15 protein-coding genes are annotated in these 17524 nt (G+C 64.7%); 11 read left to right on the top strand and 4 right to left on the bottom strand.

What is annotated here, in order from left to right; all coding sequences use genetic code 11:
• The first annotated feature begins 68 nt into the window (after window positions 1–68).
• The 3 genes from ACUXVH_RS22440 to copD are packed head-to-tail and all read left to right on the top strand — an operon-like array spanning window position 69 to window position 1780.
• Window positions 69–503, top strand: coding sequence for a GNAT family N-acetyltransferase (locus ACUXVH_RS22440; protein WP_065363806.1), 435 nt, complete (start codon window positions 69–71; stop codon window positions 501–503).
• A 29-nt stretch (window positions 504–532) separates the two neighbouring features.
• Window positions 533–901, top strand: coding sequence for a copper homeostasis periplasmic binding protein CopC (gene copC, locus ACUXVH_RS22445; RefSeq protein ID WP_065363805.1), 369 nt, complete (start codon window positions 533–535; stop codon window positions 899–901).
• A gap of 3 nt (window positions 902–904) precedes the next feature.
• Window positions 905–1780, top strand: coding sequence for a copper homeostasis membrane protein CopD (gene copD, locus ACUXVH_RS22450; RefSeq protein WP_065363804.1), 876 nt, complete (start codon window positions 905–907; stop codon window positions 1778–1780).
• A gap of 225 nt (window positions 1781–2005) precedes the next feature.
• Here copD and ACUXVH_RS22455 read toward each other — a convergent pair whose 3' ends face one another.
• Window positions 2006–3130: an HlyD family secretion protein gene (locus ACUXVH_RS22455; protein WP_019094312.1), complete on the bottom strand. Its 1125-nt coding sequence runs from the start codon at window positions 3128–3130 to the stop codon at window positions 2006–2008.
• The gene (locus ACUXVH_RS22460; RefSeq protein WP_011060836.1) at window positions 3127–4788 is read right to left on the bottom strand and encodes an MFS transporter; all 1662 of its coding nucleotides are present in this window, start codon (window positions 4786–4788) and stop codon (window positions 3127–3129) included. The genes ACUXVH_RS22455 and ACUXVH_RS22460 overlap by 4 nt, the downstream gene beginning before the upstream one ends.
• Window positions 4789–4996: 208 nt before the next feature.
• On the opposite strand from ACUXVH_RS22460, the gene dapF reads away from it, so the two are divergent.
• Window positions 4997–5791, top strand: a complete 795-nt coding sequence (dapF, locus tag ACUXVH_RS22465) for a diaminopimelate epimerase (protein ID WP_123397421.1) — start codon at window positions 4997–4999, stop codon at window positions 5789–5791.
• A 15-nt stretch (window positions 5792–5806) separates the two neighbouring features.
• On the opposite strand, the gene ACUXVH_RS22470 is transcribed toward dapF, so the two are convergent.
• On the bottom strand, window positions 5807–7291 hold the full coding sequence (locus ACUXVH_RS22470; protein ID WP_065363802.1) for a DASS family sodium-coupled anion symporter: 1485 nt from the start codon (window positions 7289–7291) through the stop codon (window positions 5807–5809).
• Between the two features lie 262 nt (window positions 7292–7553).
• Between ACUXVH_RS22470 and ACUXVH_RS22475 the strand changes: the two genes are divergently transcribed.
• Window positions 7554–9161, top strand: a complete 1608-nt coding sequence (locus ACUXVH_RS22475; protein ID WP_370508230.1) for a methyl-accepting chemotaxis protein — start codon at window positions 7554–7556, stop codon at window positions 9159–9161.
• A 117-nt stretch (window positions 9162–9278) separates the two neighbouring features.
• Entirely contained in the window at window positions 9279–10475 is a 1197-nt protein-coding gene (locus ACUXVH_RS22480) for an HD-GYP domain-containing protein (RefSeq protein ID WP_065363801.1), read from the top strand.
• A gap of 3 nt (window positions 10476–10478) precedes the next feature.
• Here ACUXVH_RS22480 and bkdR read toward each other — a convergent pair whose 3' ends face one another.
• A complete protein-coding gene (gene bkdR, locus ACUXVH_RS22485) occupies window positions 10479–10967 on the bottom strand; it encodes a Bkd operon transcriptional regulator BkdR (RefSeq protein ID WP_011060831.1) in 489 nt (162 codons plus the stop codon).
• A 196-nt stretch (window positions 10968–11163) separates the two neighbouring features.
• Here bkdR and ACUXVH_RS22490 point away from each other — a divergent pair, with 196 nt between their 5' ends.
• The 5 genes from ACUXVH_RS22490 to ACUXVH_RS22510 all read left to right on the top strand — a co-directional run bounded on the left by ACUXVH_RS22490 (window position 11164) and on the right by ACUXVH_RS22510 (window position 17455).
• Window positions 11164–12399, top strand: a complete 1236-nt coding sequence (locus tag ACUXVH_RS22490) for a 3-methyl-2-oxobutanoate dehydrogenase (2-methylpropanoyl-transferring) subunit alpha (RefSeq protein ID WP_065363800.1) — start codon at window positions 11164–11166, stop codon at window positions 12397–12399.
• Window position 12400: 1 nt separating this feature from the next.
• Window positions 12401–13459 carry an alpha-ketoacid dehydrogenase subunit beta gene (locus tag ACUXVH_RS22495; RefSeq protein ID WP_011060829.1) on the top strand — a complete coding sequence of 353 codons (1059 nt, stop codon included), beginning with the start codon at window positions 12401–12403 and terminating at the stop codon, window positions 13457–13459.
• Complete coding sequence (locus ACUXVH_RS22500) at window positions 13460–14764, top strand: dihydrolipoamide acetyltransferase family protein (protein ID WP_065363799.1); 1305 nt, start codon at window positions 13460–13462, stop codon at window positions 14762–14764.
• A gap of 3 nt (window positions 14765–14767) precedes the next feature.
• The gene (lpdA, locus tag ACUXVH_RS22505; RefSeq protein WP_041117646.1) at window positions 14768–16159 is read left to right on the top strand and encodes a dihydrolipoyl dehydrogenase; all 1392 of its coding nucleotides are present in this window, start codon (window positions 14768–14770) and stop codon (window positions 16157–16159) included.
• A 276-nt stretch (window positions 16160–16435) separates the two neighbouring features.
• Window positions 16436–17455 carry a branched-chain amino acid aminotransferase gene (locus tag ACUXVH_RS22510; protein ID WP_011060826.1) on the top strand — a complete coding sequence of 340 codons (1020 nt, stop codon included), beginning with the start codon at window positions 16436–16438 and terminating at the stop codon, window positions 17453–17455.
• Window positions 17456–17524 lie beyond the last annotated feature (69 nt).

The raw sequence follows: 17524 nt of genomic DNA on the forward strand, positions 1-17524 counted from the left end.
GGTCTCTGCCCGAATGCCGGCCCTGCACCATCGCCGGCCATCTGTCCTGTTACCGATGGAACATGCTCATGAAGATTCGCCCTCGCGTCGCCGCGGACGACGCCCTGCTGACCGCGCTCTGGGAGCGTTCGGTCCGCGCCACCCATGACTTTATCGCTGAAGACGATATCCAGCGCCTGTACCCGCTGGTACGCGACAGCTACCTGCCGGCCCTTGAGGCCTGGGTCTGGGAGAACCCCGACGCCAGCCCCGGCGGTTTTATCGCCACCAGCGACGACACGGTACAAATGCTGTTCATCGAACCGGCCCAACGGGGCCAGGGCGTCGGTCGAAAGCTCCTGGATCACGTACGCCGTCCCGGCCTCAAGGTCGACGTCAACGAACAGAACCCCCAGGCCCATGGTTTCTACCGTCGCTACGGCTTCGTCGACTGCGGTCGTTCGGAAACCGACGGTGAAGGCCGGCCGTTTCCGATCATTCACATGCAGTTGCAAGACCAATGAGCCCCATTCTCTTTAAAGGTAAACCTGCCATGTCCCTGAAAAACCTCTTCACCACCACCGCCCTGCTGACCTCCCTGCTGGCCGCCAGTTCGGTGTTCGCCCACGCCCACCTGAAAAGCTCGACCCCGCCGGCCCAAGGCAGTGTCAGCGCGCCCAGCGAGCTGCGTCTTGTATTCACCGAAGGCGTGGAAGCGGCCTTCACCCAGGTCAAGCTGAGCAAGGACGGCGCCCCGGTGGAGATCAAAAGCGTCGCCACCGAAGGCGCGGACAAGAAGACCCTGGTGGTCACCCCGGCCGCCACGCCGCTGCGCGCCGGCGAGTACAAGGTGGAATGGCACGCCGTGTCGGTGGATACCCACAAGAGCGAAGGCAGCTACAGCTTCAAGGTGAGCCAGTAATCCATGGCGTCATGGCTGGTGCTGTGCCGCTTCGTGCACTTTGCGGTGGTGTTGACCCTGGTCGGCGCCTGGGTGTTTCGTCCGCTGTTGCTGGGCCGAGATTCCGCGCAGAGCGGCCATGCCGCCGTGCATCGACAGCTCGATCGGCTCAGCCGCTGGCTGGCGCTGGCCGGCCTGGGCAGCGGCCTGTGCTGGCTGCTGCTGATCACCGCCAGCATGGCCGGCTCCTGGCCGGCAGCGCTGGACCTGGCGACCGTGCAGTTGGTGCTGGGCAAGACCTTCTTCGGCCAGGTGTGGAGCTGGCACCTGTCGCTCAACCTGCTGTTGCTGGGCCTGCTGCTGACCCCGCTGGGCAGGCGCCTGCCACTGCAACTGGGCCTGGGCGCCCTGCTCCTGGCAACCCTGGCTCCGGTGGGCCACGGCGCCATGCTCGATGGGTTGGCGGGGCAGTTGCTGATCCTCAATCAGATCGTGCATTTAAGCTGCGTCGCCATCTGGTTGGGGGGCTTGCTGGTGTTGTTGCTGGTGTTGCGGCAACCCGCTGGGCTGTCTGTCGAGCCCTTGTTAAAGCGCTTCAGCGGCGTGGGTTATGGGCTGGTAACCGGCTTGCTGCTAACCGGCCTGATCAACGTGCGGGTGCTCACCGGGCAATGGTGGCCGACTCCATTGTTCAATGGTTTTGCCCTGATCCTGCTGATCAAGGTGCTGCTGGTGGCGGGGATGCTGGGGCTGGCGCTGTTCAACCGCCTGCGAATCCGCGGTTGCGACCAGCGCCTGTCGAGCCTGCGCAACAGCGTGCAGCTGGAATGGCTGCTGGGAGTGGCCGCAGTGGCGGCGGTCTCGTTGCTGGGCACCTTGCCGCCGATGCAGGCGGTCTAAACCTCAGCCTGTAGGAGCTGGCTTGCCAGCGAAAGCGTCGGCAGCATCGCTGCAAATCTTACGAACCGCTTCGCCGGCAAGCCGGCTCCTACGCAAAGCATCGAGCCTTGGGAAAACCCAGCCCTTGCAGGAGCTGGCTTGCCAGCGAAGGCGTTTGCAGCATCGGTGCAAATCTTGCCGGCCCCTTCGCCGGCAAGCCAGCTCCTACGTGAGGTGCTGTGTCGGCTATTGGCTGGTATCAATGCTGACCACCACCGACAACCCCGGGCGCAGGCGTTCAAGCTCCGGCTGGTCCGGGTCGACGGTGATCCGCACCGGCACCCGCTGGGCAATCTTGACGAAGTTGCCGGTAGCATTGTCGGCCTGCAGCAAGGCGAACTCGGAACCGGTGGCCGGGGAGATCCGCTGCACCTTGCCGGTGAATTTGCGGTGGTTCAGGGCGTCCACGGTAAAGCTCACCGGCTGCCCGACCCGGACGTTGTCCATCTGGGTTTCCTTCATGTTGGCAATCACCCACAGCTGGTTCGGCACCAGGGCCATGAGCTGGGCGCCGGAGTTGACGTAGGCCCCCAGGCGCACGCCGATCTGCCCCAGCTGGCCGTCCCGCGGGGCGAGGATGCGGGTGTTGGACAGGTCGATCCGCGCCAGTTCCACTGCGGCTTCGGCGCTGGCCACCGCCGCTTCCAGGGAGCCGCGGTTGACGATCACGGTCTGCAGGTCCTGGCGGGCTATTTCCAGTTGCGCCTGGGCCTGGGCCACGGCGGCCACGGTCTGGGCATTGGCCGCGCGGGTCACGTCCAGTTCACGCCGGGACACCGAGCCGTCGGCAATCAGTGCTTCGTTGCGTTGCAGGTCGGCCGCGCTCTTGCGCGCCTGGGCCTGGCTGTCGGCCAGGGCCGCCTGGCGCAGCTTGATGGTGGCTTCGGCGCTGTTGCGCTGTTGCAGGGCATTGGCCAGGGCCGCCTTCTGCACCGCCAGTTGCGCCAGGGACTGGTCCAGGCGCTGCTGGTAGATGCGGTCGTCAAGGCGCACCAGCAGGTCGCCGGCCTTGACCTGCTGGAAGTCCTGCACCGGCACTTCGAACACGTAGCCACTGAGCTGCGGGCCGATGATGGTCACCTGCCCCCGCACCAGGGCGTTCTCGGTGCTTTCGATGGCGCTGGAGAAGGGTGGCAGTTGCCAGGCGTAGAGCACGATCAGCACACCGACGATGGCGATGGCGGCAAAGCCCAGGGACGAGATGATGCGCACCGCCAGCGGCCGTGGCTCGGTGGCCGGCATGGTCGGCGGGCCGCTGGGCTCGGGAGTCGAGGCAATGGCGTTGGTGGTGGGGTTGACGGTTTCGCTCATGAAGAAGAGGCACCACTTTGTTGAACGGGAGCCGGGGCAGCAGGCGCGACCGCTTGGGTCGTGCTCATCAGCCACAGGCTGCGAATGAATATCCAGATCATGGTCAGTACCGCAATCACCGCGATCAGCATGAATACATCGTTATAGGCCAGTACGTTGGCTTCGCGCGTGGCCGCGGTGGCCAGGCTGCGTATGCCTTGCAGGGTGCGCAGGTCCGGGTCGGCGATGACCTTGCCGTAGGCCGCCCCGCCGCTCTGTACCCGGGCCAGGACCTGGGGATCGAGCAGGGTCAACTGCTCGACGATATGGCTGGAATGGTACTTCTCGCGCACGATCTGGAAGGTCCCGAGCAAGGCCGAGCCGATCAGCCCGCCAAGGTTCTGGCAGATGCCGAACAGCACCGAGAAGCTCACCAGGTTGCGCGGGTTGGTCAGCACGTTGCGGGTGCCCAGGACCATGGTCGGGCCAAGAAAGAACGTACCGCCGAAGGCCAGCAGGAACTGGCTGAAGTACATGTTGGCCGGGCGCGTGAGGTTGCTCGAAAAGCTGTCCATTACCGACCCCACGGCCATCAGCGCCAGGGAAATGACCAGTGGCATCAGCAGGTGCGCCGGGTTGATGGTCAGGGCGCTGGTGGCCAGCCCGGCAATGCTGCCCAGCAGCATCACCCCGTAGAGCATGCGCATCTGCTGGCTGCTCATGTTCAGCGCCTGGAGAAAGCCTACGGCGCCGGTGGACTGTTCCGACAGCACCATGCGAATCAGTATCACTGCCAGGGCCAGGCGGATTATCGCCCCGCTGCCCAGCCAGCGGGTCATCAGCATCGGGTTGCTGCGGTTATGTTCGATGCACAGCCCCGCCATGATCAGCAGGATCGAGGCGGCGCTGGCGTAGCCGATCCACGGCGCCTCCAGCCACCAGTCGATGCGCCCCAGGGACAGCACCGCGCACAGCAGGGCCACGCCAGTGGCCAATAGGGCAAAGGTCAGGAAATCGAGCTTCTCGAAGGTACGGAAGCGGTCCCCCGGCGGCAGCTTGAGCATGAACACGCAGCCCAGGGAGGTCAGCGCCAGGCCCAGTTCGAACAGGTACAGGCCGCGCCATTCGGCGATCTGCAGCAGGTCCTCGGAAAACAGCCGGGCCAGGGGCAAGGCCAGTTGCGAGGCGCCCAGCCCCAGCACCAGGGCCTTGAGCCGCCACTTCGCCGGGAAGGCCTGGACCATGTAGTACAGGCCCAGGGAGCTCAGCGCCGCGCCGACCATGCCGTGGGCCGCGCGCACGGCGATGGCCGAGCTCAGGTCGTTGACGAACAGGTGGCCGAAGGTCACCAGGGCGTAGAGCACCAGGAACACTTCGGTGAAGGCGCGCAGGCCGAACTGCTGGCGAAACTTCACCAGCAACAGGTTCATCGACACGTTGGTCATCACGTAGGCGGCCGGCAGCCAGGCCATTTCCGCGGTGGTCGCCCCCAGCGCCCCCTGCAGGTACGGCAGGTTGGCGATCACCAACGAGTTGCCCAGGCCACCGGTGATGGCCACCAGCAAGCCCACCAGCGCATAGGCCAGGCGCTTGTGGGTGGGGTGCAACGGTGTCGAGGGAGAGCCGGGCAAGCTGGGCTTTTCGTGGGGCTGCCAGTTGCGCGGGGCGTAGTGATCCATGCCATGACCTTGTGCTGTGCCGGCCGCTGTTGCGGCGGTCGGCGATATTCCCGGTGGTCCGGCAGTGTGCCGGAAAATCCCGCCGCCCAGGCAATGCCCGGGCTTGCAGGATGAATTTTATTTTAAGGCGCTGGCGTCGGTGGCTTTTTTTCGGAATCCTGCATGCGCTGGCCCCCGCCCTTCCCTGCCCTCGCCTGTTGGAGCCCGAATGCCCCTGAACTTTGTGAAGATGCACGCCAATGGTGACGACTTCGTGCTGATCGATGCCCGTGGCCGCACCAACCCGATCACCCGCGAGCTGGCCAGGGCCCTGGGGGACCGCCGGCGTGGCATCGGTTTCAATCAGTTGGTGCTGCTCGGCGATTGCAGCGACAGCGCGGCGCAACTGACCTTCTTCAACGCCGATGGTTCCAGCCTGGACACCTGCGGCAGCGCCACCCGCGGCGCCGCCGATCTGCTGATGCAGGAAAGCGGCGTCACCTCGGTGCAGGTGAAAACCGCCCGCGGCCTGCAGCAATGCCTGCGCCTTGAGGATCGGTCGGTGTCGGTGGAAATGGGCCTGCCTTCGTTCGACTGGCAGTCCATCCCCCTGACCCGAGAGCTGGACAGCCTGCACCTGCCACTGCCGGGAACACCGGCGGCGTGCAGCATGGGCAACCCCCATTGCAGTTTTTTCGTCGACGACCTGGCACCGCTAGACATTGCCACGCTGGGCCCACAGATCGAGAGCGACCCGCTGTTTCCACACAAGACCAATGTGCACTTCATCCAAGTGATCGACCGCCAGACCATCCGCCTGCGCATCTGGGAGCGCAATGGCGCCATCCCCCTGGGTTCCGGCTCCTGCTCCTGCGCAGCGGCAGTCAACGGCATCCGCCGCGGCCTGCTGGACAGCCCGGTGCGGGTGCTGTGCGATGGCGGGCCGGTGACGGTGAGCTGGGACGGCCAGGGCAAGGTGCGCCTGGCCGGCAGCGTGACCCGGGTGTTCAGCGGGTCACTGTGAAGGGATTTACTTTTCCTACATCCAGCCCAGCCATTTCCACCAGGTCATGGCGAACACCAGCATCAGCAGGTAGCCGATCAGCGTCACCAGCAGTCCGACCTTGGCGAACTGCCGCGCGTTGAAGGTCTCGGTGCCCAGGCAGACCATGTTCTGCGGTGCGTTGATCGGCAGGATGAAGCCGTAGCTGACCACAAAGCCCAGGAGCATGGTCATGCCCAGGCGGCTGAACTCACCCGGCAGGGTCTGCAGCACGGCGATCAGGATCGGCAGCAAGGCCGAGGTCAGCGCCGTGGCGCTGGCGAACCCCAGGTGGATGAGGATCAGGAACGCCGCGAGAATCGCGAACACCGCCAAAGGCCCCACCTGGTCCAGGCCGGTATGGGCCACTACCTGGCTCCCCAGCCACTGCCCGGCCTGGGTGCTGAGCAGCGCCGACCCCAGGCTGATGCCGACCCCGAAGACGATCACCGTGCCCCAGGGAATGCGCGACTGCACATCCTTCCAGGTCATGATGCCGATCCGCGGCAGCAGCAGTATCACCAGCCCGGCGTAGGTGGTGGTCGTGGTGTCGAAGGGGTGCAGCTTGCCTTCGGTGGACCAGGCCAAAAGCAGCAGCACCGATACCGCCAGCAGGCGTTTCTGCGGCCCGGTCATGGGCCCGATGTCCGCCAGGGACTGGGCCACCGCCTCCTTGCCGCCGGGAATGCTGTCGGTTTCAGGCGGCAGCAGTTTCAGCACCAGCCACAGCAGCACCAAAGACATGATCACCGCCCAGGGCGCGCCGGCGATCAGCCAGTCGAGCCAGGCCACGCGCTGGCCGAGCATCTTGTCCATGAAGCCCACGGTCAGCAGGTTCTGCGCCGCGGCGGTCTGGATCCCGACGTTCCAGATGCTGGTGCCCTGGGCCACGACGATCATCAGCCCGGCGGCGATATTGGAGCGCTTGTCGACGCCGAAGGCGGCAATCACCCCCATCATGATCGGCACCACGCAGGCACTGCGGGCCGTGGCGCTGGGCACCAGCAGGCTGAGAAGGATGGTCACGGCAATAGCCCCGATAAGGATGCGCCGGGTGCTGGTGCCGACCCGGGTCAGGGTCACCAGGGCGATGCGCCGGTCGAGGCCGGTGTGGGTCATGGCGGCGGCGATGAACAAGGCACCGGCCACCAGGGCCAGGGCCGAATTGGAAAACCCGGTCAGGGCCAGGCCGATGGCCGCCGAGCTGCCATAGAGCTGGCTCGGGTCCTGCAGGGTCGGCGCGGTGCCGATGAGGAAGGCCATCAAGGCGGTGATCATGATCGCGCTGGCCTCGTAGGACACCGCCTCGCTGATCCACACCACCACGGCAAAGGCCAGGATCGCCAGCATCCGGTGCCCCGCCACCGGCAGGTCGGCGGGCAGTGGCAACAGCAGCACGGCAACCATCGCCAGCACGGCGATCAGCAATCCAATCGGTAATACAGCCTTGGCCGTGGGCGCCGTTGTTTCAGGCTTGGACATGGGCCTTTTCCTTTTCAATTGGACAGGCGCCGAGCATGGCGCAAAACCCCGGAAAGCGCCTTGATGAAGGTCAAGCACGGCGTCCTGCAAGGGCTCAAGCTGTCTGCGGGCTGAACAGGAAAACACCCGTAGAAATATTTTTTTACATCTATGCAGATTTTTCACAACTTTGAGATCAGAGTGATATCAAGGCGACAAGGAGTCGAAACGTACTTGGCTGTATCACTCCAACCTGCAAGGTGCCTTTATGGTGACAAGAAACATGAAACTGACTTCCAGGGCGCTACTGAGTTTCGGCGCCATCTGTGTACTGCTGATTGGTCTGGGAGGGCTGGCACTGTGGAAAATGGGACAGATTCACGACGCGGCACTGGATCTGCAAACCAACTGGCTGCCCAGCGTCAGGCAAGCCACGAAAATCGAATCCGGCACCTTGCGCGTGCGCCTGGAAGCACTGCACTACGCCACTGAGAACGATGCCCAGAAAGCCGCTTCGCTGGACAAGCTGGGGACCCTGAAGGCCAGCCTGGCCCAGGCCATCAAGGATTACGAACCGCTGGTTTCCAGCGCCGAGGAAAAAACCACCTTTGATCAGGTCAAGCGCGGCGCCCAGGACTACCTGGACAAGCTGGCGGTGCTGATCGAGAGCAGCAAGACCAACACTGCACAACAGACCAGCGACTACATCAACCAGGTCACCGTGCCCCTGGCCAACACCCTGCAGTCCGCCATCGAGGCACTGATCGCCATCAACGAAAACGGCGCCGAGCACTCCGCCAACCAGGCAGGCCAACAGTTCGACACCGGCCTGACCCTGACCTCGGTGATCATCGTCCTGGCGATTGTCCTGACGATCCTCATCGCCACCCTGTTCACCCGCAGCATCATCCGCCCGGTGCTGTCGCTGCTGGCCACCACCCAGAAGATCGCCGAGGGCGACTTGCGGGCCCAGGTGGACGTCAGCGGCCAGGACGAGCTGACCGACCTGCAGAAATCCACCCAGGCCATGCTCGACAGCCTGAAATCCACCATCCGCCACATCGCCGATTCGTCCACCCAACTGGCGTCCGCGGCCGAGGAAATGAGCGCCATCACCCGCGAGTCCAACGCCGGCATCCAGCAACAGAGCATGGAGACCGACCAGGCCGCCACCGCGGTCAATGAAATGACCGCTGCGGTGGAGGAAGTGGCGCGCAACGCGGTGTCCGCCTCGCAATCCACCCAGGCCTCCGAGCGCTCGGCCGGGCTGGGCAAGGAGCGGGTCGAGCAGACCATCCACTCCATCGAGAAACTCACCGGCACCGTGGAACACACCCGGCTGGAAATGGCCGGCCTGGCCCAGCAGGCCCAGGACATCACCAAGGTCCTGGATGTGATCCGCGCCATTGCCGAGCAGACCAACCTGCTGGCCCTGAACGCCGCGATCGAGGCCGCCCGGGCCGGGGAACAGGGCCGCGGCTTCGCCGTGGTGGCCGATGAAGTGCGCGCCCTCGCCCACCGCACCCAGCTCTCGACCCAGGAGATCGAGCAGATGATCCAGGGCATCCAGAGCGGTTCGAGCAAGGCTATGCTGTCTATGCAGCAAAGCAGCGAGGACGCCAGCCAGACCCTGGCCATCGCCCACGAGGCCGGCGCCGCCATCGGTCATATCACCCAGGCCATCAGCGAAATCAACGAACGCAACCTGATGATCGCCACCGCCTCGGAGGAACAGGCCCAGGTGGCACGCTCGGTGGACCAGAACCTGATGAGCATCCGCGACCTGTCGCTGCAAAGCTCGTCCGCCGCCAGCCAGACTTCCATCGCCAGCAGTGAACTGTCGTCACTGGCGGTCAGTCTGAACAAACTGGTGGCACGCTTCTCCCTCTGACCGGGCGCGACCGGTCAAGCGGCTCAGGATAAGTAACGGCAAGGAGCGTTATCGATCAGCCAGCCCGGGCCGCCTCTTGGCGCCCGGGCCGGTCTGAATCAGGTGGGGGGCTCGACCGTGCTCAAACTCATTTCCGTGCAGCAGTTGCAGATGGGCATGTATATCCACCAGTTCTGCGGTTCGTGGCTGGACCATTCGTTCTGGAAAGCCGGCTTCGTGCTCAATAGCCACGCCGACCTGCAGCGCCTGCGCCAGTCCAATGTCAGCAGCCTGTGGATCGACTCGGACAAGGGCCTGGACCTGCCGGCGAACCCGCATCCCAGCGCGCCGGCCGCCCAGCCGCCGCTCAAGAGCGAAGCCCCGCTGCGGGTCGAGCGGGCCGAGGAAATCCAGCGTGCGCTGAAGATCTGCGCCCACTCCAAGAAGGCGGTGATGCAGATGTTCCAGGAGGTGCGCATGGGCCAGGCCATCGAGCTGGTCCAGGTGGACGAGCTGGTGCACAACATCTCCAGCTCGCTGCTGCGCCACCCCGACGTGCTGATCAGCCTGGCCCGGCTCAAGACCGCCGACGACTACACCTACATGCACTCGGTGGCGGTCTGCGCGCTGATGGTGGCGGTGGCCCGGCAACTGGAGCTGCCGGTGGAGCAGGTGCACCAGGCCGGAGTCGCCGGGCTGCTGCACGACATCGGCAAGCTGACCATCCCCGACAGCATCCTCAACAAACCGGAAAAACTCTCCGCCGACGAGTTCGAGCGGATCAAGCTGCACCCTGCCGCCGGTGGTGCCATCCTGCGCCAGAACCCGCAGCTGGACGCGCTGGTGCTGGATGTGTGCCTGCACCATCACGAAAAGATCGACGGCAGCGGCTACCCGCACCACCTGGCGGGGGAGCAGATCAGTCTGTTCGCACAGATGGGTGCGGTCTGCGACGTGTATGACGCCGTGACCTCGACCCGCCCCTACAACCGGGGCTGGGACCCGGCCGAAGCCTTGCAGCGCATGTCCGGCTGGACCGGGCATTTCGGCCCGCGGGTGTTGCAGGCCCTGGTCAAGTGCGTGGGCATCTACCCGGTGGGTTCCCTGGTGCGCCTGAACAGCGGCAAGCTGGCGGTGGTCCTGGAGCAGAACAGCGAGTCGCTGCTACTGCCCAAGGTCAAGGTGTTCTTTTCCACACGCTCGAAGATGCCCCTGCCGCAACGGGTCCTGGACCTTTCACGGCTGCAGGGCGAGGAACACATCGTCGCCCGGGAAGCGCAAGAGGCCTGGGACTTCAAGCAACTGCAACAGCTGTGGAGCGAAGTCCCGGCCTGAACCTCAGGTGCCCAGGGTCAGGCCGTTGGCCGGCAAGGGCAGCGCGGTCTTGTAGCGCACCTGCTTGAGGGCGAAGCTGGAACGGATATTGGCCACCCCGGGGACCTTGGTCAGGAAGTCCATCATGAAGCGTTCCAGGGACTGGATGCTGGGCACCAGCACCCGGATCAGATAGTCCGGATCACCGGCCATCAGGTAGCACTCCATCACCTCCGGGCGGTCGGCGATGGCCTCCTCGAAGTGCTGCAAGGCCTCTTCCACCTGCTTCTCCAGGCTGACGTGGATGAACACATTGACGTGCAACCCCAACAGGTCGGCATCCAGCAGGGTCACCTGCTCGCGGATCAGCCCCAGCTCCTCCATGGCCTTGACCCGGTTGAAGCACGGGGTGGGCGAAAGATTCACCGAGCGGGCGAGGTCAGCGTTGGTGATGCGGGCATTCTCCTGAAGACTGTTGAGAATGCCGATATCGGTACGGTCCAGTTTGCGCATGAGACAAAACAACCTGTTTTTTATGTTTATGCAGATTTTTTATCTGCAAATACCGTCCAGTGCAATGAAACAGAGATAAATATTCTTCTACGCCCGGCCTATGATGTTTGTAGGACAAGATTTCTCTTACCCAGGGAATGACTGTCAGCTAGCGCGCCCAATTACAAGAAATCCACAAGATCGAGCGTAGAAAGCCATGACCCCAGCGTATGCACCGCTACGCCTGCACGTTCCCGAGCCCTCGGGGCGTCCCGGCTGCAAGACCGACTTCACCTACCTGCGTCTGAACGATGCCGGCCTGGCCCGCAAACCTCCTATCGATATCGAACCTGCCGACTGCGCCGACCTGGCCCGTGGCCTGATCCGCGTGCTCGACGATCAGGGCAACGCCCTGGGCGACTGGGCCGCGGACGTGCCTGTGGAGATCCTCCGCCAGGGCATGCGCGCCATGCTCAAGACGCGGATCTTCGACAACCGCATGGTGGTCGCCCAACGGCAGAAGAAGATGTCCTTCTATATGCAGAGCCTGGGCGAGGAAGCCATCGGCAGTGCCCAGGCCCTGGCGTTGAACATCGACGACATGTGCTTCCCCACCTACCGCCAGCAAAGCATCCTGATGGCCCGGGAAGTGCCGCTGGTGGAGATGATCTGCCAACTGCTGTCCAACGAGCGCGATCCGCTCAAGGGGCGCCAGCTGCCGATCATGTACTCGGTGAAGGAATCCGGGTTCTTTACTATCTCCGGCAACCTGGCGACCCAGTTCGTGCAGGGCGTGGGCTGGGGCATGGCCTCGGCGATCAAGGGCGATACCAAGATCGCCTCGGCCTGGATCGGCGACGGCGCCACCGCCGAGTCGGACTTCCACACCGCCCTGACCTTCGCCCACGTCTACCGCGCACCGGTAATCCTCAACGTGGTCAACAACCAGTGGGCGATCTCCACCTTCCAGGCCATCGCCGGCGGTGAAGCCACCACCTTCGCCGGACGCGGCGTGGGCTGCGGCATCGCCTCCCTGCGGGTCGACGGCAACGATTTCATCGCCGTCTACACCGCCTCGCGCTGGGCCGCCGAACGTGCCCGCCGCAACCTTGGCCCGACCCTGATCGAGTGGGTCACCTACCGCGCCGGCCCGCACTCCACCTCCGACGACCCGTCCAAGTACCGCCCGGCCGACGACTGGAGCCACTTCCCCCTGGGCGATCCGATTGCCCGCCTCAAGCAGCACCTGATCAAGATCGGCCAGTGGTCCGAAGAGGAACACGCCGCGGTCAGTGCCGAGCTGGAAGCCCAGGTCATCGCCGCCCAGAAGGAAGCCGAGCAGTACGGCACCCTCGCCGGCGGCCAGATCCCCAGCGCCGCGACCATGTTCGAGGATGTCTACAAGGACATGCCCGAGCACTTGAAACGCCAACGCCAGGAACTGGGGATCTGAAATGAACGATCACAACAACAATATCCAGCTGGACACCGCCATGACCACCACCACCATGACCATGATCCAGGCCCTGCGCTCGGCCATGGATGTGATGCTCGAGCGTGACGACAACGTCGTGGTGTTCGGCCAGGACGTGGGCTACTTCGGCGGCGTGTTCCGCTGCACCGAAGGCCTGCAGGCCAAGTACGGCACCTCGCGGGTGTTCGACGCGCCGATCTCGGAAAGCGGCATCGTCGGCGCGGCCATCGGCATGGGCGCCTACGGCCTGCGTCCGGTGGCGGAAATCCAGTTCGCCGACTACGTCTACCCGGCCTCGGACCAGATCATTTCCGAAGCCGCGCGCCTGCGCTATCGCTCCGCCGGCCAGTTCACCGCGCCCATGACCCTGCGCATGCCTTGCGGCGGCGGCATCTACGGCGGGCAGACCCACAGCCAGAGCATCGAGGCGATGTTTACCCAGGTCTGCGGCCTGCGCACCGTGATGCCGTCCAACCCCTACGACGCCAAGGGCCTGCTGATCGCCTCCATCGAGAACGATGACCCGGTGATCTTCCTCGAACCCAAGCGCCTGTATAACGGCCCCTTCGACGGCCACCACGATCGCCCGGTAACCCCCTGGTCGAAACACCCGGCGGCCCAGGTGCCGGACGGCTACTACAAGGTGCCGCTGGACGTGGCGGCCATCGCCCGCCCGGGCAAGGACGTGACCATCCTCACCTACGGCACCACCGTCTACGTGTCGCAAGTGGCGGCCGAGGAAACCGGCATCGACGCCGAGGTCATCGACCTGCGCAGCCTGTGGCCCCTGGACCTGGACACCATCGTCAAGTCGGTGAAGAAGACCGGCCGTTGCGTGGTGGTGCATGAAGCCACCCGCACCTGCGGTTTCGGCGCCGAACTGGTGTCGCTGGTGCAGGAACACTGCTTCCACCACCTGGAAGCCCCGATCGAGCGCGTCACCGGTTGGGATACGCCGTATCCCCACGCGCAGGAGTGGGCATATTTCCCAGGGCCGTCCCGAGTGGGCGCGGCGCTGCAACGGGTCATGGAGGTCTGAATGGGCACGCACGTTATCAAGATGCCGGACATCGGCGAAGGCATCGCGGAAGTTGAACTGGCGCAGTGGCACGTCAAGGTCGGCGATCAGGTAGTGGAAGATCAGGTTCTGGCAGACGTGATGACCGACAAGGCGATGGTCGACATCCCCTCCCCGGTGCACGGTAAGGTCATCTCCCTGGGCGGCGAGCCCGGTGAAGTGATGGCGGTGGGCAGCATCCTCATCAGCATCGAGGTCGAAGGCGCGGGCAACCTCAAGGAATCCGCCCAGGCAGCCGCACCGGCGGCAAAAGAGCCGGCAGCTATTAATAAGCCCGTGGCCGCCGCGCCAGTGGCCCAAGCCCCCAAAGCGGAAAAAACCGTCGCCAGTCCAGCAGCAGCCTGCCGCCCAGTGCCCCAGGCACCGGTGGCCCGGGAAGCCGACGAGCGTCCGCTGGCCTCGCCGGCGGTACGCAAGCACGCCCTGGACCTGGGTATCCAGCTGCGCCTGGTGCAAGGCAGCGGCCCGGCCGGGCGCATCCTGCACGAAGACCTGGACGCCTACCTGGCCCAGGACAGCCAGCCGCTCAAGGGTTACTCGGCGCCAGGGGCCGGCTATGCCGAGCGCCATGATGAAGAGCAGATCCAGGTCATTGGCATGCGCCGCAAGATCGCCCAGCGCATGCAGGAGTCCAAGCATCGCGCCGCGCACTTCAGCTATGTCGAGGAAGTGGACGTCACCGCCCTGGAAGAGCTGCGCATCCACCTCAATGAAAAGCACGGCGCCACCCGCGGCAAGCTGACCCTGCTGCCGTTCCTGGTGCGGGCCATGGTCGTCGCCCTGCGCGACTTCCCGCAGATCAACGCGCGCTATGACGACGAAGCCCAGGTCATCACCCGCCACGGCGCGGTGCATGTCGGGGTCGCCACCCAGAGCGACGTCGGCCTGATGGTACCGGTGGTGCGCCACGCCGAAGCCCGCAGCCTGTGGGGCAACGCCGAGGAAATTTCGCGCCTGGCCCAGGCCGCTCGCAGCGGCAAGGCCGCCCGGGATGAACTCTCCGGTTCCACCATCACCCTCACCAGCCTCGGCGCGCTGGGCGGGATCGTCAGCACGCCGGTGCTGAACCTGCCGGAAGTGGCGATTGTCGGGGTCAACCGCATCGTCGAGCGGCCCATGGTGATCAAGGGCCAGATCGTGATCCGCAAGATGATGAACCTCTCCAGCTCCTTCGATCATCGGGTGGTCGACGGCATGGACGCTGCGCAATTCATCCAGGCCATTCGCGGCCTGCTCGAACAACCCGCCACGCTGTTTGTGGAGTAAGACATGCAACAGACTCTCAATACCCAACTGTTGATCATCGGCGGCGGCCCTGGCGGTTATGTGGCGGCCATCCGCGCCGGCCAGCTGGGCATCTCCACCATTCTGGTGGAGGGCCAGTCCCTGGGCGGCACCTGCCTGAACATCGGTTGCATCCCGTCCAAGGCGCTGATCCATGTCGCCGAGCAGTTCCACCAGACCCGCCACCACAGCCAGGGCTCGGCCCTGGGCATCGAAGTGGCGGCGCCAACCCTGAACATCGGCAAGAGCGTGGAATGGAAGGACGGCATCGTCGACCGCCTGACCACCGGGGTCGCCGCGCTGCTGAAGAAAAACAAGGTCCAGGTGATCCAGGGCTGGGCCAGGGTCATCGACGGCAAGACCGTGGAAATCGAAGGCGCCGATACCCGCATCCAGTGCGAGCACCTGCTGCTGGCCACCGGTTCGAAAAGCGTCAACCTGCCGATGCTGCCCATCGGCGGGCCGATCATTTCCTCCACCGAGGCCCTGGCGCCCAAGACCCTGCCCAAGCGCCTGACCGTGGTCGGCGGCGGCTACATCGGCCTGGAACTGGGCATCGCCTACCGCAAGCTCGGGGTCGAGGTCAGCGTGGTGGAGGCCCAGGAACGCATTCTGCCCGCCTACGACGGCGAACTGACCCAGCCGGTGCTGGACTCGGTGAAGCAGTTGGGGATCAAGCTCTACCTCAAGCACAGCGTGCTGGGCTTCGATGCCGCCAGCAGCAGCCTGCAGGTACGCGAACCCAATGGCGACACCCTGAACCTGGCCACCGACCAGGTTCTGGTGGCGGTGGGCCGCAAGCCCAACACCCAGGGCTGGAACCTGGAAAGCCTGAACCTGGACATGAACGGCGCGGCCATCAAGATCGACCACCGTTGCCAGACCAGCATGCGCAACGTCTGGGCCATCGGCGACCTGAGCGGTGAGCCGATGCTCGCGCACCGGGCCATGGCCCAGGGCGAGATGGTCGCCGAGCTGATTGCCGGCAAGCACCGGGAATTCAACCCGGCAGCGATCCCCGCGGTGTGCTTCACCGACCCGGAACTGGTGGTGGTGGGCAAGACCCCGGACGAGGCCCGCGCTGCCGGCCTGGATTGCATCGTCAGCAGCTTCCCGTTCGCGGCCAATGGCCGGGCCATGACCCTGGAATCGAAAAGCGGTTTCGTGCGGGTGGTGGCCCGAAGTGACAATCACCTGATTGTCGGCTGGCAGGCAGTGGGAGTCGGAGTCTCCGAGTTGTCCACGGCGTTCGGCCAATCCCTGGAAATGGGCGCGCGCCTGGAAGACATCGGCGGCACCATCCACGCCCACCCGACCCTGGGTGAAGCGGTCCAGGAAGCGGCGCTGCGGGCACTGGGCCACGCCCTGCATCTGTAACCATTCAAGGGGCACACAGGACAGTGCCCAGGTAGGAGCGCGGCTGGCCCGCGAAAGGGCCAGCGTGGACAGCCAAGCGGCCTTCGCGAGCAAGCTCGCTCCTACAGGGGTATGGGGCTGTTAGGGGGAAGCTTCATAAGCAGGCTAAGTTTTTTTGCGCCCCCTCCCATCGTCCGGGATGCGGCACGCCCCCGGAATGCAGTATTGTTGTGCCCATCCAAAAAAACGTCAGAAGCCTTGAGCCGTTCCGACGGTTGTTAAGCGATAGAGGGTGTCATGGGTAACGAAAGCATCAATTGGGACAAGCTGGGTTTTGACTACATCAAGACAGACAAGCGCTATCTGTCGCACTGGCGTAACGGCGAGTGGGACGCAGGCACCCTGACTGAAGACAATGTGCTGCACATCAGCGAGGGCTCCACCGCCCTGCACTATGGCCAGCAATGTTTCGAAGGCCTCAAGGCCTACCGCTGCAAGGACGGTTCGATCAACCTGTTCCGTCCGGACCAGAACGCCGCACGCATGCAGCGCAGCTGCGCCCGCCTGCTGATGCCGCAGGTCTCCACCGAACAGTTCATCGAAGCCTGCAAGGCCGTGGTCAAGGCCAACGAACGCTTCATCCCGCCCTACGGCACCGGCGGCGCGCTGTACCTGCGCCCGTTCGTGATCGGCGTCGGCGACAACATCGGCGTGCGCACCGCGCCGGAGTTCATCTTCTCGATCTTCGCCATCCCGGTCGGCGCCTACTTCAAGGGCGGCCTGACCCCGCACAACTTCCTGATCTCCAGCTACGACCGCGCGGCGCCTCAGGGCACCGGCGCGGCCAAGGTCGGTGGCAACTACGCCGCCAGCCTGATGCCCGGCGCCCAGGCCAAGAAGGCCAGCTTCGCCGACTGCATCTACCTCGACCCGCTGACCCACAGCAAGATCGAGGAAGTGGGTTCGGCCAACTTCTTCGGCATCACCCATGACGACAAATTCGTCACCCCCAACTCGCCATCGGTACTGCCGGGCATCACCCGCCTGTCGCTGATCGAGCTGGCCAAGACCCGCCTGGGCCTGGAAGTGGTCGAAGGCGACGTGTTCATCGACAAGCTGGCGGACTTCAAGGAAGCCGGTGCCTGCGGTACTGCTGCGGTGATCACGCCGATCGGCGGCATCGAGTACCAGAACAAGCTGCACGTGTTCTACAGCGAAAAAGAAGTCGGCCCGATCACCCAGAAGCTCTATAAAGAGCTGACCGGTGTGCAGACCGGCGACGTCGAAGCGCCAGCGGGCTGGATCGTCAAGGTCTGATTCCCCCCCCTGCTTCAGCCGAGCCCGCCCCTGGTTGCCAGGGGCGGGCTTTTTCATGCCTGGAGCCTG

Source organism: Pseudomonas sp. 8(2025) (assembly GCF_052665325.1).

Coding starts and splice junctions, on each gene's coding strand:
- ACUXVH_RS22440 (WP_065363806.1), top strand. CDS start 69: ATGAAGATTCGCCCTCGCGTCGCCGCGGACGACGCCCTGCTGACCGCG.
- copC (WP_065363805.1), top strand. CDS start 533: ATGTCCCTGAAAAACCTCTTCACCACCACCGCCCTGCTGACCTCCCTG.
- copD (WP_065363804.1), top strand. CDS start 905: ATGGCGTCATGGCTGGTGCTGTGCCGCTTCGTGCACTTTGCGGTGGTG.
- ACUXVH_RS22455 (WP_019094312.1), bottom strand. CDS start 3,130: ATGAGCGAAACCGTCAACCCCACCACCAACGCCATTGCCTCGACTCCC.
- ACUXVH_RS22460 (WP_011060836.1), bottom strand. CDS start 4,788: ATGGATCACTACGCCCCGCGCAACTGGCAGCCCCACGAAAAGCCCAGC.
- dapF (WP_123397421.1), top strand. CDS start 4,997: ATGCCCCTGAACTTTGTGAAGATGCACGCCAATGGTGACGACTTCGTG.
- ACUXVH_RS22470 (WP_065363802.1), bottom strand. CDS start 7,291: ATGTCCAAGCCTGAAACAACGGCGCCCACGGCCAAGGCTGTATTACCG.
- ACUXVH_RS22475 (WP_370508230.1), top strand. CDS start 7,554: ATGAAACTGACTTCCAGGGCGCTACTGAGTTTCGGCGCCATCTGTGTA.
- bkdR (WP_011060831.1), bottom strand. CDS start 10,967: ATGCGCAAACTGGACCGTACCGATATCGGCATTCTCAACAGTCTTCAG.
- ACUXVH_RS22490 (WP_065363800.1), top strand. CDS start 11,164: ATGACCCCAGCGTATGCACCGCTACGCCTGCACGTTCCCGAGCCCTCG.
- ACUXVH_RS22495 (WP_011060829.1), top strand. CDS start 12,401: ATGAACGATCACAACAACAATATCCAGCTGGACACCGCCATGACCACC.
- ACUXVH_RS22500 (WP_065363799.1), top strand. CDS start 13,460: ATGGGCACGCACGTTATCAAGATGCCGGACATCGGCGAAGGCATCGCG.
- lpdA (WP_041117646.1), top strand. CDS start 14,768: ATGCAACAGACTCTCAATACCCAACTGTTGATCATCGGCGGCGGCCCT.
- ACUXVH_RS22510 (WP_011060826.1), top strand. CDS start 16,436: ATGGGTAACGAAAGCATCAATTGGGACAAGCTGGGTTTTGACTACATC.